19 protein-coding genes and 2 riboswitches are annotated in these 15220 nt (G+C 74.6%); of the genes, 14 read left to right on the forward strand and 5 right to left on the reverse strand.

What is annotated here, in order from left to right:
• From OMK64_RS10535 to OMK64_RS10545, 3 genes are all read left to right on the forward strand, one after another.
• Nucleotides 1–649 (forward strand): molybdopterin oxidoreductase family protein (locus tag OMK64_RS10535; protein ID WP_272728178.1); only part of this gene is annotated, 649 nt, incomplete at its 5' end.
• Nucleotides 646–1128: a hypothetical protein gene (locus tag OMK64_RS10540; protein WP_272728181.1), complete on the forward strand. Its 483-nt coding sequence runs from the start codon at nucleotides 646–648 to the stop codon at nucleotides 1126–1128. The genes OMK64_RS10535 and OMK64_RS10540, both read left to right, overlap by 4 nt.
• Nucleotides 1129–1211: 83 nt before the next feature.
• A complete protein-coding gene (locus OMK64_RS10545) occupies nucleotides 1212–1661 on the forward strand; it encodes a hypothetical protein (RefSeq protein ID WP_272728183.1) in 450 nt (149 codons plus the stop codon).
• A 22-nt stretch (nucleotides 1662–1683) separates the two neighbouring features.
• Here OMK64_RS10545 and OMK64_RS10550 read toward each other — a convergent pair whose 3' ends face one another.
• The 3 genes from OMK64_RS10550 to OMK64_RS10560 all read right to left on the reverse strand — a co-directional run bounded on the left by OMK64_RS10550 (nucleotide 1684) and on the right by OMK64_RS10560 (nucleotide 2606).
• A complete protein-coding gene (locus OMK64_RS10550; protein WP_272728185.1) occupies nucleotides 1684–1875 on the reverse strand; it encodes a CsbD family protein in 192 nt (63 codons plus the stop codon).
• A gap of 39 nt (nucleotides 1876–1914) precedes the next feature.
• Nucleotides 1915–2070 carry a hypothetical protein gene (locus OMK64_RS10555; RefSeq protein WP_272728188.1) on the reverse strand — a complete coding sequence of 52 codons (156 nt, stop codon included), beginning with the start codon at nucleotides 2068–2070 and terminating at the stop codon, nucleotides 1915–1917.
• Nucleotides 2071–2231: 161 nt separating this feature from the next.
• Nucleotides 2232–2606, reverse strand: a complete 375-nt coding sequence (locus OMK64_RS10560; RefSeq protein WP_272728189.1) for a nuclear transport factor 2 family protein — start codon at nucleotides 2604–2606, stop codon at nucleotides 2232–2234.
• A gap of 133 nt (nucleotides 2607–2739) precedes the next feature.
• A riboswitch (SAM riboswitch) is annotated at nucleotides 2740–2853 on the forward strand.
• Nucleotides 2854–3121: 268 nt separating this feature from the next.
• Here OMK64_RS10560 and OMK64_RS10565 point away from each other — a divergent pair.
• From OMK64_RS10565 to OMK64_RS10610, 10 genes are all read left to right on the forward strand, one after another.
• Nucleotides 3122–4273: an LLM class flavin-dependent oxidoreductase gene (locus tag OMK64_RS10565; RefSeq protein WP_272728191.1), complete on the forward strand. Its 1152-nt coding sequence runs from the start codon at nucleotides 3122–3124 to the stop codon at nucleotides 4271–4273.
• 251 nt (nucleotides 4274–4524) lie between these two features.
• On the forward strand, nucleotides 4525–5028 hold the full coding sequence (locus OMK64_RS10570; RefSeq protein ID WP_374694083.1) for an LLM class flavin-dependent oxidoreductase: 504 nt from the start codon (nucleotides 4525–4527) through the stop codon (nucleotides 5026–5028).
• Between the two features lie 108 nt (nucleotides 5029–5136).
• Nucleotides 5137–6543 carry a low temperature requirement protein A gene (locus OMK64_RS10575; protein ID WP_272728193.1) on the forward strand — a complete coding sequence of 469 codons (1407 nt, stop codon included), beginning with the start codon at nucleotides 5137–5139 and terminating at the stop codon, nucleotides 6541–6543.
• 60 nt (nucleotides 6544–6603) lie between these two features.
• Nucleotides 6604–6984 (forward strand): VOC family protein, encoded by a 381-nt coding sequence (locus tag OMK64_RS10580; RefSeq protein ID WP_272728197.1) that lies wholly within the window; start codon nucleotides 6604–6606, stop codon nucleotides 6982–6984.
• Between the two features lie 49 nt (nucleotides 6985–7033).
• Entirely contained in the window at nucleotides 7034–7897 is an 864-nt protein-coding gene (locus OMK64_RS10585; protein WP_272728199.1) for a MerR family transcriptional regulator, read from the forward strand.
• Between the two features lie 140 nt (nucleotides 7898–8037).
• On the forward strand, nucleotides 8038–8742 hold the full coding sequence (locus tag OMK64_RS10590; RefSeq protein WP_272728201.1) for a PadR family transcriptional regulator: 705 nt from the start codon (nucleotides 8038–8040) through the stop codon (nucleotides 8740–8742).
• A 188-nt stretch (nucleotides 8743–8930) separates the two neighbouring features.
• A riboswitch (SAM riboswitch) is annotated at nucleotides 8931–9045 on the forward strand.
• 26 nt (nucleotides 9046–9071) lie between these two features.
• Nucleotides 9072–9335: a hypothetical protein gene (locus OMK64_RS10595; RefSeq protein WP_272728203.1), complete on the forward strand. Its 264-nt coding sequence runs from the start codon at nucleotides 9072–9074 to the stop codon at nucleotides 9333–9335.
• A 178-nt stretch (nucleotides 9336–9513) separates the two neighbouring features.
• Nucleotides 9514–10464: a MetQ/NlpA family ABC transporter substrate-binding protein gene (locus OMK64_RS10600; protein ID WP_272728206.1), complete on the forward strand. Its 951-nt coding sequence runs from the start codon at nucleotides 9514–9516 to the stop codon at nucleotides 10462–10464.
• Between the two features lie 81 nt (nucleotides 10465–10545).
• Complete coding sequence (locus tag OMK64_RS10605; protein WP_272728208.1) at nucleotides 10546–11568, forward strand: methionine ABC transporter ATP-binding protein; 1023 nt, start codon at nucleotides 10546–10548, stop codon at nucleotides 11566–11568.
• Nucleotides 11565–12308 carry a methionine ABC transporter permease gene (locus tag OMK64_RS10610; protein ID WP_272728210.1) on the forward strand — a complete coding sequence of 248 codons (744 nt, stop codon included), beginning with the start codon at nucleotides 11565–11567 and terminating at the stop codon, nucleotides 12306–12308. Before OMK64_RS10605 ends, OMK64_RS10610 begins: the two co-directional genes overlap by 4 nt.
• 169 nt (nucleotides 12309–12477) lie before the next feature.
• Here the strand turns inward: OMK64_RS10610 and OMK64_RS10615 are convergent, their stop codons facing one another.
• Nucleotides 12478–13176, reverse strand: a complete 699-nt coding sequence (locus tag OMK64_RS10615; protein WP_272728212.1) for an NAD(P)-dependent oxidoreductase — start codon at nucleotides 13174–13176, stop codon at nucleotides 12478–12480.
• 129 nt (nucleotides 13177–13305) lie between these two features.
• Between OMK64_RS10615 and OMK64_RS10620 the strand changes: the two genes are divergently transcribed.
• The gene (locus OMK64_RS10620) at nucleotides 13306–14268 is read left to right on the forward strand and encodes an AraC family transcriptional regulator (RefSeq protein WP_272728215.1); all 963 of its coding nucleotides are present in this window, start codon (nucleotides 13306–13308) and stop codon (nucleotides 14266–14268) included.
• Nucleotides 14269–14274: 6 nt separating this feature from the next.
• Here the strand turns inward: OMK64_RS10620 and OMK64_RS10625 are convergent, their stop codons facing one another.
• The gene (locus tag OMK64_RS10625; protein ID WP_272728217.1) at nucleotides 14275–15123 is read right to left on the reverse strand and encodes a LacI family DNA-binding transcriptional regulator; all 849 of its coding nucleotides are present in this window, start codon (nucleotides 15121–15123) and stop codon (nucleotides 14275–14277) included.
• Nucleotides 15124–15220 lie beyond the last annotated feature (97 nt).

A 15220-nucleotide genomic window follows, 5' to 3' on the forward strand; every position in this document is an offset into this window, starting at 1 on the left:
GCCCGGGTACGCCGAGACGTACGGCCGCGACCTCGTGACGGGCGCGCCGTTCGAGGCCGACCAGTACAAGGCCCTCAACCCGGAGGGGCGGGCGCTGCTGCGCGCCGTGCCGTACGTGCCGCCGCACCACCTGCCGTCGGAGGACCTGCCGCTCCAGCTGGTCACGGGCCGCACGATCTACCACTTCCACACCCGGACCAAGACGGGCCGGGTGCCGCAGCTGCGGGACGCCGCCCCGGACGTGTGGGTCGAGCTCTCGGCGCACGACGCCGAGGCCCGTGGCATCGCCGAGGGCGACCGCGTGCTGGTCCGCACGGAACGCGGGTCGGTCGAGGGCGCAGCGCGCGTGAGCGACGTCCGGCGCGGGGTGGTGTTCGTGCCGTTCCACTACGGCTACTGGGACACCGAGCCCGGGCACGAGCCCGGCGGGGCCGGCCGGGCCGCGAACGAGCTGACGCCGACCGAGTGGGACGCCGTCTCCAAGCAGCCGCTGTTCAAGACCGCCGTGTGCCAGGTCGAGCGCGTCGCCGACGGCGCCGGGACGCCCGCGCCCGCCCCGACGACGGGCGCGGCCGCGCCGGCGCGCCGGGGTGTGCGCCCGACCTCGGGTGGGACGCGCGCCGAGGTCCACGAGGAGGTGGCGACGTGAAGCTGGGGCTCGCGCTGCGCGAGGTGCACCGCTCGGAGACCGAGCTCGCCGAGGCGCTCCTGCACCTGTCGGAACGGCACGCGGTCGTCCACGACGTGCACCTCATGGCCCGGGACCTCGCCGCATGGTCGGTCGACCACGTGCGGCAGGTCGCTGAGGCCGCGCACGACCACGACGAGGACCTCGACCCGGACCCGGTGCGCGACCCCGGCGTGACGCGGCGGGTCCGCGAGCGGCTCTCCGAGGCGCTGGGCCGGGCCCGGGCGCCCGAGCTCGCGCTGCTGTCGGACCTGCGGACCGTGTACGTCCTCGCGCACGGCGTCGCCTCGGACTGGGAGCTCATCGGCCAGGCGGCACAGGGCGTGCGCGCACGCGACCTCGTCGACCTGTCGCAGCGCTGCCGGTCGGAGACGATCCGGCAGGCACGCTGGGCGGACGCGATGCTCAAGGAGTCGGCGACCCAGATCCTCGTGTCCTGACGGCTGCGGCCACCGCCGCGAGCGCCGATCGGTCGGGACCGAGGTCCGGTCCGCGGCGCCGGCGACGGTGGCAGCGTCGGACCATGGGACGCGCGGCGCGGCGGTGGGTGCTTGGTCTCTCGACGTTCACCCTCGTGGGAGTGGTCGCCGGGGTGCAGGGCTTCCTGTCGGGCGCGTTCGCACCGCTGGTGGACGATCTCCAGGATGTGCTGCGCCTCACCGGGCCCGTCGTGCCGGCCGTCGCGCTGGCGGTGCTCGTCGGCGTCCCGCAGCTCGTCGTCCTCATGACGGCGCTGCGCCGTGCCGCGGGCGCGCCGACCGTCGCGGTGCTCGGCGGCGCGCTCCTCGCCGGGTGGGTCGCGGCGCAGCTGCCGCTCGTCGGCTGGACGTCGCCCGTGCAGTGGGCGTTCGCCGCCGTCGGTCTCGCCGAGTGCGTCGCCGGCCTGCGCTGGCGTCGGTCGAGGGATGGACGCGTGCGAGCGGCGGGGACGACGACGGGGACGGCCCGTGCGGACCGTCCCCGTCGGAGCTGACCGGTCGAGCCGGTGCAGCGGTCTACTTGAAGGCGTCCTTGACGTCGTCGACGGCGTCGCGTGCCTTGTCACCGGCCTGCTTGACGTTGGCCGACGTCTGGTCCGCCTGGCCCTCGGCCTCGAGGCGCTCGTCGCCGGTCGCCCGGCCGGCGCCCTCCTTGACCTTGCCCTTCGCCTCTTCGGCGGCGTGCTCGATCTTGTCGTCCAGACCCATGGGTCTCTCCTCTCGTGCGGCGCGGTCGTGGGCGGGGTGTCAGACGGCGCGACGGCCTCTGCCGACGAGCCAGCCGATCAGGCTGACGACGAGCAGGATGACGCCGATCCACAGCAGGACCTTCGCGGCCTCGACGGCGACGCCGAGGACGATCATCACCACACCGGCGATGATGAGGATGAGCCACAGAGCCATCTGACTGCCTCTCTCGACCCGGTAGCCGGGGTTGGCCGCCGGACGTCCACGACCGCGTTTCTCCAGTCGCAACTCCTTCATGGTCGTGCGACCAGGGGCACGCCGCACCTCGGGCGGGCCCGCAGGAACGGTGGTAGGCGGGGTGAAATGTCCGGCTCGGCTCAGGACTGCGCGGTCGCCGGCTCGACGAGGTACGTGCCGTGCCCTTCGATCACCAGACCGTCGGCGAACCGCAGCACCTCGTCGACGAGGCCGCCCGACTGGTTGCGGTAGCCGATGACGAGGACGTCGACGCCCGCGTGCACCCGTTCGACGGAGAACCGCAGGTCAGGGAGCCGGCGGAGGCCTTCCGTCCAGTACCCGCGCAGCGCGTCCTTGCCGCGCAGCACGCCCGCGGACCCAGGGACGAGGCGGGCCGCGAGGGGTGACGTGAAGACGACGTCGTCCGCGAAGTGGTCGAGCACTGCCTCGAGGTCGTGGGCGTTCCAGGCCGCCAGCCAGGTCGCGGCGAACGCGTGCGGGTCGGGCACGGGCATGCGGGCAGTGTGGCACCGCGAGGTGCGCATCGTGGACGCCGATGTCCACGATGCGAGAACCCGTCCGGTGCAATACTTGACTGCGACGGTAGGGATTTCTAGTGTGCTCGTCACCGGGGTCGCCAGACCTCGGGGTCATGGGCTCCAGCACCGAGCCCCGGCTCGCTGGACGGCAAGCCTCCCGCGCGGCGGGGTGCCCCGGGTGACGACCAGGCCGAGAGCGCACCGCTCGCGGCAACGGTGCGGACGCAGGCGCACGGCCTGCCGTGAGGAGAGAGCGATGAGCGGGCGAGCCCCCGGACGCGCAGCCGTCCTGACGTGTGGCTGTCGCCCCCTGCGCTCCTGTCGCACGCGCTGACACCGGCCCTCGCCGCACCGCCGTCGGCGCCTGGAGCGCGCCGACCCCGCCGCCCGCCGTCGCGGGCTCCTTCGTCCCACCCCACCGCCACGTCCCGGAACGGACGCGCCCTCGGCGCGCCCGCGACCGGCGTGCACCCCAGAGACGGACCCGGACCATGACCGTGACCCCCAGCACCCACCTCGGCCTCGACCTCTCCGACGCCGGCGCCCACCCCGAGGCGTGGCGCGCCACCGGCTCGGAGCCGCACCGGCTCTTCGACCCCGAGCGCCTCGGCCAGCTCGTCGCGACCGCGCAGCGCGCGACGCTCGACTACGTCCTGTTCGACGACGCGTTCGCGCTGCACACCAGCCGGGACACGACGCTGCGCGGTCGCCTCGACGCCGCCCTCGTCTCCGCCCGGCTCGCACCGCGCAGCGCCGGGATCGGCATCGTCGCGACCGTCGACACGACCCACACCGAGCCGTTCCACGTCGCCAAGGCCATCCAGACCATCGACCACGTGAGCCGCGGCCGCGCCGCCTGGCAGGTCGGCTGGTCCACGACGGACGAGGTCGCCGCCGCGTTCGGCCGCAAGCCCGCGCAGGACGAGGCCGACGCGGTCGCCGAGGCCGACGAGGCCGTCGACGTCGTGCGCAAGCTCTGGGACAGCTGGGAGGACGACGCCGAGATCCGCGACGTCCCGACCGGCCGGTTCGTCGACCGCGAGAAGATCCACCGCATCGACCACGACGGCGTGCGGTTCGCCGTGCGCGGGTCGTCGATCACGCCGCGCTCGCCGCAGGGCCAGCCGCCCGTCGTCGTGCGCGTCGGTTCGTCGCCCTCGCTCGTGCTCGCCGCGCACCGGGCCGACGTCGTGCGCATCCGCGTGACCGACCGCGGGGACGCGGCGCTCCAGCGCGCCGAGATCCGCGCGGCTGCCGCGGCCGTCGGGCGCGACCCCGACGAGCTGCGGATCGTCGCCGACCTGTTCGTCGTCCTCGGCGAGACCGAGCACGCCGCCCGCGAGCGGCTCGCGCTGCTCGACGCGCTCGCCGCCCCTGGGTGCCGCACGCACGAGGGTGCCGCGCACGTCGGCACCGCCGCGGACCTGGCCGCGACGATCGAGGAGTGGACGACGACGGGAGCGGTCGACGGGTTCACGCTGCGACCCGCCGCGCTGCACACCGACGTCGACGGCGTCGCCGACGAGGTCGTCCCGCTGCTGCGCGCGGCCGGCGTCTTCCGTGCGTCCTACCCGGGCACGACGTTCCGCGACACGCTCGGGCTGGCTCGGCCCGTCAGCCGCTACTCGACCGCGATCGCCTGAGCCGCCGACCACGACGAACCGCCCCCGCAAGCAGCTCCACCTCCGCGCGCACTTCCCGGGTGTGAACAGCACCACGGTGTGGACCGAGCCCGACTCCGGCAGCCAGATCGGCTTCGCGTCGTTCGAGCACCTCGCCTGCAAGGCCGAGGACGCCGTCTCGACTTCTTCTTCCTCGCCGAGGGCCTGCGCCTGCGCGAGCACAAGGGGAGATCTTCGACCTCGACGTCGTCGGTCGCCCCGACACGCTGCCCGTGCTCGCCGCGCTCGCCGCTGTCACCGACCGGCTCGGGCTGGTCGGCACGATCAACACGACGTTCAACGAGCCGTGGGAGATCGCCCGGCAGTTCGCGACGCTCGACGTCCTGTCCGGCGGCCGCGCCGCGTGGAACCCGGCCGCTGTACGAGGGGCTGGTCCGGGCGCAGGCCGCGCGACGGCACGACCCGGCGGCCGTCGGGAAGGTGACGAGCTTCCGCACGATCGAGGAGGCCGTCGAGCGCGGACCGGCCCTGGTCGGCTCGCCCGAGCGCGTCGCCGAGAAGATCCTCGACTACCACCGCTCCTACGGGCACGACCTGCAGTCCGTCTCGTCAACCACCTGCTCGAGCCGTCGCGTCAGGAGGACGTGCTGCGCCGGTTCGCCGAGGAGGTGTTCCCGCTCGTGCAGGCCGAGGTCGGCACCACCCTGTGGACCGCGGCCGACGAGCGGCGCGCCGCCGGGTTCACCGCCACGTCGTCGGTGCCCCAGCCCGTCTGACGCCCGGACCGGCCGTCCCGTCGCCGTCGGGGGACCCGACGGGACGGCCTCCGGTCCGGGTCGGGGGCAGGACTGACGCGGGTGCGTCCCGCGCGGGAACATGCCGACATGACATCTGACGGTCCCCGGGAGGACGGGAGCACGGAGCCGCACGACGGGTCCGACGGCGGGCCGCCCGTCGCCGACGGCGTCGCCGTCGAGCGGCACGCGTCGTGGCTCGAGCTGTTCTTCGACCTCGTCGCCGTGGCCGGCATCGGCGCGCTCGCGCACCTCCTCGCGCAGGAGCGCACGGGCGTCGGGCTCGGCATCTACGTGCTCGCGTTCGCCGCGTTCTGGCTCGTGTGGGCGTGCTTCACGACGTACGCCGACATCGCCGGCGAGACGACACGCACGGTCACGATGCTCGCCGGGATGCTCGCGCTCGGCGTCATGACGGCGGCCGTCCCCGGCATCGAGGACGAGCACCAGCGCGCGTTCGCGATCGCCTACGTGGTCGGCCGGGTCGTCGCCTCGCGGCCGTGGCGCCGGGCGGCCGTCGTCGTCGACCTGCCCCTCGTCCAGACCGGCGCCGGCGTGCTCCCATGGGTGGTGTCGTGGTGGGTCGACGGCCCGGCCGTCTACTGGCTGTGGGCCGTCGGGCTCGTGCTGGATCTCGGCGTGCTCCTCGCGAGCACGCGGTCGCGCCTGCTTGCGTCCGCGCAGGCCCGCCTGGACCGTGCGCTGGAGGCGCGGCAGCGCCGGCGCGCCGAGCATCCTCGGCGGCAGCACGGTCCGCGACGTCCGCACGACGAAGGTCTGCGCGTCGGTCGTGACGGTGCGCCGGGGCCCGCCGGGCGCGCCGTGCCGACCACGATCCAGGTGCTCGGAGCCGACGTGCCGCACCTCGGCGAGCGGATGAGCCTCTTCGTCCTCATCGTGCTGGGGGAGTCCCTGATCCAGGTGATCGAGGGCGCGAGCGAGGGGGACTGGGGCCGGTCGCTCGCCGTCGCCGGGCTCGGCGCGTTCGCGCTGCTCGTGGGCCTGTGGGCCGTGGCGGTGCGCTGGGGCTCGGCCGGCGTGGCGCTGCTGCCGCCGGGCTCGCTCGAGCCGCGGCTCGCCTGGGCGGCGCACCTCGTCTCGACGTGCGCGCTCGCCGCCGTCGCCGCGACACTGGCCCCCTTCGTCGCCGACCCGGACGCCCTCGTGCCGGACCGCGACCGCTGGTTCGCGGTCGGCGCGTACGCGACATACGCGCTGGTCGCCACGACGATCCACGTGGTGCTGGCCGTGCGCGGCGACAGGGCCGACGGCGTCGACCGCCCGGCCGGCCGACGGGCGAGCGCCCAGCGCGCCGTCGCGATCGGGCTGCCGGCGCTCGTCGTCGTCTCGCTCGCGGGCGTGCACGTGGACCCGCCCGCGGTCCGGCTCGTGTGGCTCCTGGCCGTCGGGGTCGTCCTCGTCCCGGTCGTGCTCGCGGTGCTCCGGCGCGGCGCCGCACGCGCGGCCCGTCGCGCCCTTGCACCTCACGTGACGTGAGGGCCTAGCGTCGGCGGTGCGGGCGCCGGTGCCCGCGGCATGTCCGAGCGGGAGGCTGCGATGACCCAGCTGGTGCCCTACCTGACCGTGCACGACGCCGCGAAGGCCGTCGAGTACTACGCCGCCGCGTTCGGCGCGACGGAGACCGGCGAGCGGTACACCGAGGACGACGGGCGGATCGGCTTCGCGGCGCTCGCGATCGGCGGCCGGCCCTTCTACCTGTCCGACGAGTTCCACGACTTCGGCGCGTACGCCCCGGCCACGCTCGGACACGCGACGGCAGCCGTCGTGCTGGAGGTCGACGACGTCGACGCCGTGTACGCGCGGGCGGTGGCGGCGGGCGCGACGGTCGACCGCGAGCCCGCTGACCAGGGCGACGAGCGGCGCGGCTGGCTCGTCGACCCGTTCGGACACCGCTGGGCGATCCACTCGCCGCTCTGAACCGCGGCGGCACGGGCCGGTGGGTCCCGACGAGGGCGAGGCGGGCGGGGTGAGCGAGCAGGCGGACGACGGCGGCGCCCCCGACGAGGGGACCGGCGGCGCGGGCTGGCGCGTGGGCGACCTCGCCGCGCTCACGGGGCTCACCGTCCGCACGCTGCACCACTACGACGACGTCGGCCTGCTGCGACCCGACCGCACCGCCGCAGGGCACCGCGTGTACCGCCGGGCGCACGTCGAGCGGCTGTACCGGATCAGCGTGCTGCGGCGGTTCGGGGTGCCGCTCGACGACATCGCGGCAGCGCTCGACCAGCCCGGGTGGACGCTCGACGGGGCGCTGCGCACCCACCTGGTCGAACTGGAGGACCAGGTGCTGCGCATGGAGCGCCTGCTGCACCGGCTCAGCGCGACGCGTCCGGACGTCGCTGCCGACCGGGCCGCACGCCGCGACGACGACGTGAGCGACGTCGACGTGTGCCGCCGGCTGCTGGCCGTCCTGGAGGACACCGTCGTGGCGCCGACGGAGCCGCTGCGGCGCGTCGCGGTCCTCGTCTACGCGGACCTGGAGGCCGCGCACCGGCACCTCGTCGACGTCTTCGGGCTCGAGCCGGGCGCGGTGCACCGCGACGACGCGGGGACGGTCGTGCACGGGGAGGTCCGGACGGCCGACGGGATCGTCATGCTGCACCGCGTGGCGCCGGAGTGGCGGTTGGCGTCGCCGGCAGCGCTCGGAGCCGCGACGGGGATGCTCGTCGTGACGGTCCGCGACGTCGACGCCCACCACGCGGCGGTCGTCGCGCGGGGCGGCACGGTGACCTACCCACCGACGGACCAGTCGTACGGCGTGCGCGAGTACGGGGCTCTCGGGCCGGAGGGGGAGCCCTGGTCGTTCTGGTCACCGTCGCGCGCGATCTGACTGCCGGCAGGGTCTTGCGAACGATGTATCAACGATATATCGTTCAGGACGTCGGCATCGCGCCGCACCCCTCCCGGGACACCCCGGTCGAGCCGTGCCCCGCATCCCCGCCGGCACCCACGATCCCGAGGAGCTCACCCATGCGGCACCACCGCTTCCACCACCACCCCGCCGGTCCCGACGCCTTCGACGACGACGCGACCGGCCGCCCGTCCGGCCCCCCGTTCGGCCCCGGCTTCGGTCCGGGGTTCGGCCCCGGCTTCGGCCCCGGCGGACCCGGCGGCCCCGGCCCGCGCGGCGGTCGCGGCTTCGGCGGCCACCACGGCGGACCCCACCCGCGCCACGGCGGGCGCCGCGGCGGCCGGGCCGGTCGCGGCGACATCCGCGCCGCGGTCCTGCTGCTGCTCACCGAGCAGCCGATGCACGGCTACCAGCTCATCCAGGAGATCGGCGAGCGGTCCGAGGGTCGCTGGCGGCCCAGCCCGGGTGCCGTCTACCCGGCGCTCGCGATGCTCGAGGACGAGGGGCTCGTCACGCTGTCCGCCGAGGGCGGCCGACGCCTGGCCCGGCTGACCGAGCTGGGCGCGGGCTACGTCGAGCAGAACCGCGACGCGCTCGGCAACCCGTGGCTCGACGCGGCCGAGCGCCCCGTCCACCCGGCCAAGGCCCTGCGGCCCGCGATCGAGGCGCTGTCCGCCGCCGCCGTCCAGGTCGCCCGGACCGGGACGCCCGAGCAGGCGACGGCCGCGGTCGCGGTCCTCGACCGTGCCCGCCGTGACCTCTACCTGCTGCTCGCGGGAGAGGGTGCCCCCGCGTCCACGGACGAACCGTCCACCGGGGCCTGACCCGACGTCGGGCAGCCGGCCCGGCCTGCTCACGAGGCCCCCGACGTACGTGTCGCGTCGGGGGCCTCGTCGTGCCCGACCGGGCTCCGGCGGCCCGCGGTGCGCGCCGCGGGTGCGAGGGGGTGCGTCGGCGCGCGTGACCAGCGTCTCGTCGAGACCGCGCGGACCGTCGACTATCCTGGGCGGTGGTTCACGAGCTGCAGCGTCAAGTACCCGGCTGGCTGCACGGCAACCCTCCTGATCGAGCGGGGTGCCCCGGGGCGAGAACCGGTGGTGCGTCACGGCGGCGCCCACAAGTCGACCGGCGCCCTGGCGCCCGAGGAGGACGCATGACCCCGCAGCCCGTCGCCCGCGCGCTCGCCGCCCGGCCCGTCGGCGCCGCCCGCCGAGGCCTGCATCTCGACATGACTGGTCGGGATGTGACACGTGTCCAGCAGGTTCGCTTCACTGACGCCACCGCCCGGCACCGCGTCGCCGGCGCGCGAGGAAGAGGTCGATCGACGGACACCCGCGAGGCCCGCACCATGACCGCCGCCACGGCCGTCATGTGTCGCATGCCCGCGTGTCCGGCGACCCACGGCCAGCTGGTCTGACACCGGCACAGCGCCGCACCTGAGCCGCCCGGCGCACGACGCCGCACGCCTCGACCGACGGCACCCCGCCGTCCTCGTCCCACCGCCGCACCGGCCCACGGCCACGCGGCCGGCGTCCCACGACGCCCGTCCCTGACCCGCCCGGAACCGTCGGGCACACCGCAAGGAGACACACCCCATGTCCGAGAACGTCCCCGTCCTCCCGGCGAAGAACGGCGGCAAGCGCCGCACCGGTCTCGTCGTCGGCGCTGTCGTCGCCGTCGTGGTGCTGGTCGGCGCGCTCGTCTTCGCGTTCACGCGTCCCGACGCGGCCGACTCCGCCGCCGGTGACGGCGCGACCGTCGTCCGCCTCGGCACGACCGACGTCGGCCAGCCGCACTGGGAGATCCTGAAGGACCTCGCTGCGGAGGAGGGCATCGACCTCGAGATCGTCGGCTTCTCCGAGTACACGCAGCCGAACCCGGCGCTCACCGAGGACGAGATCGACCTCAACGCGTTCCAGCACATCCTGTATCTGGCCGACCACAACAACAACACCGGCGACGACCTGCAGCCCATCGGCTCGACGCTGATCGTGCCGCTGCCGCTGTACTCGCAGAAGCACACCGACGTCTCCGAGTTCACGAAGGGCGAGCAGGTCGCCATCCCGAACGACGCCACCAACCAGGCACGTGCGCTGTTCGTGCTCGAGGAGGCCGGCCTGATCGAGTTCACCGGCGAGCCCAAGGTGCCGACGCCGGACGACGTCGACACCGACGCGTCGACCGTCGTCGTCCGTCCCGTCGAGGCGTCGCAGACCGCCGGCCTCATCGGCGACCCCGACGTCGCGGGCGTCATCGTCAACAACAACTTCGCGACCGACGCGGGCTTCGACCTCGACAGCTACGTCTTCGCGGACGACCCGAACTCGCCCGGGGCGCAGCCGTACATCAACATCATCGCCGCCCGCCCGGACGACGTGGACAACCCGACGTACCAGAAGATCGTCGAGCTCTACCACGACCCGAAGGTGCTCGAGTCGGTCGTCGAGTCGTCGGGTGGCACCGCGACGATCGTCGAGGGCTACGACGCCGCGAAGCTCCAGGACGTGCTGAAGCAGACGCAGGAGAACCTCGAGGCCGCTGCCTGAGCCGGTCCGCGCGGCCCGGTCCCACCACCCACGGGGACCGGGTCGCGCGGCCTCTCGTCTTTCGTGAAAGGTCCCCCCCACGTGACCCCCATCATCGAGTTCCGCGACGTCACCAAGGTGTTCGACGGCCCGAACGGGCCGATCCGCGCCGTGGACGGCGTCGACCTCACCGTCGAGCAGGGCGAGATCTTCGGCGTCATCGGCTACTCCGGCGCCGGCAAGAGCACCCTCGTGCGGCTCATCAACGGCCTCGAGCGCGTCACGTCGGGGCAGCTGGTCGTCGACGGCGACGACGTCGCCGCGCTGTCCGAGCGCGCGCTCGAGCGCAAGCGCCGCGACATCGGCATGATCTTCCAGCAGTTCAACCTGTTCTCGTCGCGCACCGTCGCGGGGAACGTCGCGTTCCCGCTCAAGGTCGCCGGCTGGCCCAAGGCCGACCGTGACCGGCGCATCGCCGAGCTGCTCGACTTCGTCGGCCTGCTCGACCGCGCGCACTCCTACCCCGACCAGCTGTCGGGCGGGCAGAAGCAGCGCGTCGGCATCGCGCGGGCGCTCGCGGCGCAGCCCAAGATCCTGCTCGCCGACGAGTCGACCAGCGCGCTGGACCCGCAGACCACGCAGGACGTCCTGCACCTGCTGCAGAAGGTGAACCGCGAGCTCGGCGTGACGATCGTCGTCATCACGCACGAGCTCGAGGTCGTCCGGTCCATCGCCGACCGGGTCGCGGTGCTCGAGAACGGGCGCGTCGCCGAGACCGGGAGCGTGTTCGACGTGTTCACGCGGCCGCAGGCCGACGTCACCCGGCGGTTCGTGTCGACCGTCGTGCACGACCGGCCCCGCGGCACCGTCCTCGAGCGGCTGCAGCGCACCCACACCGGCCGCATCGTCACCGTCACCATGACCGACAGCTCGAGGCTCGGGTCGGTGCTCGCGTCGGCGGGCTCGTCGGGTGTCGCGTTCGAGATCGTCTACGGCGGCATCGGCACGCTGCAGGACCAGTCGTTCGGGTCGCTCACGCTCGCGCTCGACGGGCCCGACGCGGCCGTCGACGCGCTCGTCGCGCAGCTGGGCGCCGTCGCGCCCGTCGAGGAGGCCGTCCGATGACCGCGCTCGCGTCGGCCCTCGCGACCGGGCTGCCGGCGGTCGCGTCGCCGTCCGCCGCGACGGTCCTCCCCGCCGCCGGGGACTTCGACCCCGCGTTCCACGGCCCCAAGCTGCTCCAGGCCGCGGGCGAGACGCTCTACATGGTGTCCGCGACGCTGCTCATCGGCGGGGTCCTCGGGCTCGTCCTGGGCATCGCGCTCTACACGACGCGGCGCGGCGGGCTGCTGTCGAACCGGCCGGTGTTCGGGGTGCTCAACCTCGTCGTCAACGTCTTCCGGCCGATCCCGTTCCTCATCCTGCTGATGATCATCGCGCCCGTGACCGTCGGGCTCATCGGCACCCGGCTCGGCAGCACCGCGATGATCGTGCCGCTGTCGTTCGCCGCGACCTTCGGGGTGTCCCGGATCGTCGAGCAGAACCTCGTCGCGATCGACCCCGGCGTCATCGAGGCGGCCCGCGCGACGGGCGCCTCGCGGTGGCGGATCGTGCTGACGCTGCTGGTCCCCGAGGCGCTCGGCCCGCTCATCCTCGGGTTCACCTTCGTGTTCGTCGCGCTCGTCGACATGTCCGCGCTCGCCGGGACCCTCGACGGCGGCGGGCTCGGCGCGTTCGCGCTCGACTACGGGTACAAGCGGTGGAACTTCGCGGTCGTGTGGATCACGGTGATCGTCATCATCGTGCTCGTCCAGCTGGCCCAGTCCCTCGGCAACCGCCTGTCCCGCCGCATCCTGCGCCGCTGACCCGACTCCGTCGCTCCGTCGACACCGACATGGTGACCGTTCGAGAGCTCGGAACGGCCACCATGTCGGTCTCGCGCTGCGAGGGGGGCGTCAGGGGCGCGACGGGCGTCGGCCTGGCGACCGGCCACGTCCCTGAGACCCGGGGTCCGTGCTGCGCGAGCGGGGCGGGTCAGGCGGCGGCCCCCGCGCGCGCCCGGCGTCCGCCCGGCACGGCGTCGGTGTCCTGCGAGACGGCGATCGACCGGCGTGCGAGGTCGTCGCGCTCGACAGCGTCGGCGAGCACGCGCCCGACCTGGCCGCGCGAGACCTTCATGCCGCGCACGTCGCCGTTGGTCGTCGTGAACGCGGGGTACGGGATGTCGTCGTCGGACAGGTAGACGGGCTGCACCTCGACCCAGTCGAGCTCGGTCGCGCGGAGCTCGGCGGACGTGCGCTCCTCGTCGGCGATCTGCGGTGCGATGAGCAGCGCGAAGAACAGCTTGGCCGAGAACGGGAGCCGGTCGCGCGTCGTGCCGACGCCGTACGACGACTGCACGACGATCCGGCGCACGCCGTGCCGGCGCATCGACGCGACGACGTTGCGCGTGCCGCGCGAGCGGACGTCGATGGGGGTGCCGGCCGGGCCGCGCAGGCGCACCCGGAGCGGGTTCTCGCTGATGCCGAGCGTGACGACGACGGCGTCCTGCCCGGCGACGAGCGCGTCGACCGTTGCGGCGTCGGTCGCGTCGCCGTCGACGCCGCGGACGTGCGGGCCGGTGAGCGCGGCCGCGTGACGGGACAGGGCGGTGACCTCGTGGCCACGGCGGACGAGCTCGGCGACCGCGGCGCGGCCGGACCCTCCGGTGGCTCCGACGACGAGGACCTTCATGGTGGGCTCCTTCGGTGGGGGAGCGGCGGTCGCTGCTCCGTGGTGCTCCCAGCACACCGCTCCGAGCCTTGGACGGTCTATGCTCGTGAGTCGCCGGAACATGACAGATCGTCCAGCCGGAGGTGCCCGATGAGCGTGCTCGCCCCCGAAGCGCCGTGGGGCTCGGTCGACCCCGTCGGCGAGGCCCTGCACCGGCTGCGCGTCACCGGCTTCTTCTACTGCCACACCGAGGCCACGGGACCCTGGGCCGTCGACATGCCCGCGTTCGGCGAGTGCGTGAGCTTTCACGTCGTCGCCGAGGGCGAGTGCTGGGTCGAGGTCGACGGCGTCCCCCCGGTCCTCCTGCGCGCGGGGGACCTCGCGCTCGTGCCGCACGGCCGCGGCCACGTCCTGCGCAGCGCGCCCGGGGTGGCGTCGATGGGGCGCGTCGACGAGCTCCCGCAGGACTACGTGAGCGACCACTACTCGGTGCTGCGGTACGACGGCGGCGGCCCGCGCACGGACCTCGTGTGCGGCGTGCTGTCCGTCGACGGCCCGGCGTCGCGCCTGCTCCTCGAGCTCCTGCCACCCGTCGTCCACGTGCCCGCCGACGACGGCGCCGCGCCGTGGATCGCCGGGACGCTCGGCCTCATGGCCGACGAGCTCACGCGCACCCGGCCCGGTGGCGAGGCCGTCACGACGCGGCTCGCCGACATCCTCGTCATCCAGGCGATCCGCGCGTGGGTCGACGCGCAGTCCGCGACGACGGGCTGGCTCGGTGCGCTGCGCGACCCGCACGTGGGCGTCGCCGTGGCGGCCGTGCACCGCGACCCGGCCCGCCCGTGGACCGTCGAGGCCCTCGCGCGCGAGGCGACGATGTCCCGCTCCGCGTTCGCGGCGCGGTTCACCGAGGTCGTCGGCGTCCCGGCCATGCAGTACGTGACGTCGTGGCGCATGCACGTCGCGACCGACCTGCTCGCCGCGGGGGAGCCCGTCGCGCGCGTCGCGGCCGCCACGGGCTACGACTCGGAGGCCGCGTTCAGCCGCGCCTACCGCCGGGAGACGGGCCGCGCACCGGGTTCCGTCCGCCGCGCGGCGGTCACCGCGACGTGACCGGCCTCAGGACGACGGCGCCGGTGCCGTCGAGCTGCGCGTGACCAGGTGGGCGGGCGGCACCGTGTAGGAGCGGACCGGCCCCGCGGCGACGGTGTTGAGCACGCAGTCGCCGACCTGGACGCCCAGCGCGTGCACGTCGAACGCCATCGCGGACAGCGGCGGCGCGGCGTGCCGGGCGAGCGGCGAGTCGTCCCACGCGAGCAGCGACAGGTCGGCGGGCACGCGCAGGCCGGCCTCGCGCGCGACGTCGAGCGCCGCGACGGCCATGACGTCGTTGTCGAACACGATCGCGGTCGGCCGCGGGTCGCGCGCGAGCAGGTCACGCGTCGCGGCGGCGCCGGACGCCTCGCCGTAGTCGCCCTCGACGACCGTGCCGTCGACGCCGAGAGCGGCGCACCGCTCGACGAACGCGTCGGTGCGTGTGCGGGTGTGCGCGAGGTCGTGCGGGCCGGTGACGCGCGCGAGGCGGCGGTGGCCGAGCGCGACGAGGTGGTCGACGGCCTCGTGCGCCTCGGCCGCGTTGTCGACGAACACGTTCGCGACGGGCAGGTCGCGCGACGGTCCGCCGACGACGACGGCGGGCACGCCGAGCGTGGCGAGCGCGTCGAGGCGCGGGTCGTCGACCGTGAGGTTGTGCAGCACCACGGCCTCGACCTGGTGCTGCTCGGCCCAGCGGCGGTAGGTCGCGAGCTCGGCGTCGAGTGAGCCGACGATGTGCAGGAGCAGCGAGCGGCCCTCGGCGGAGAGCGACTCCTCGATGCCGGCGATGAGCTGCATGGAGAAGGCCTCGAGCCCCAGCAGCCGGGTCGGCTGGCGGAGCACCAGGCCGACGGCGTGGATCCCGGGCGTCACGCGGCGAGCCTAGCCGCCGCACCCGTGCGTGCCCGCGACCGGAGGCGCGCTCTACAACGTTGGAAATGTGCCGTACGGTGGTGCGCAGCCATCCCGG

The sequence above is a fragment of the Cellulomonas fimi genome, assembly GCF_028527925.1.
Taxonomy (GTDB): Bacteria; Actinomycetota; Actinomycetes; order Actinomycetales; family Cellulomonadaceae; genus Cellulomonas; species Cellulomonas fimi_C.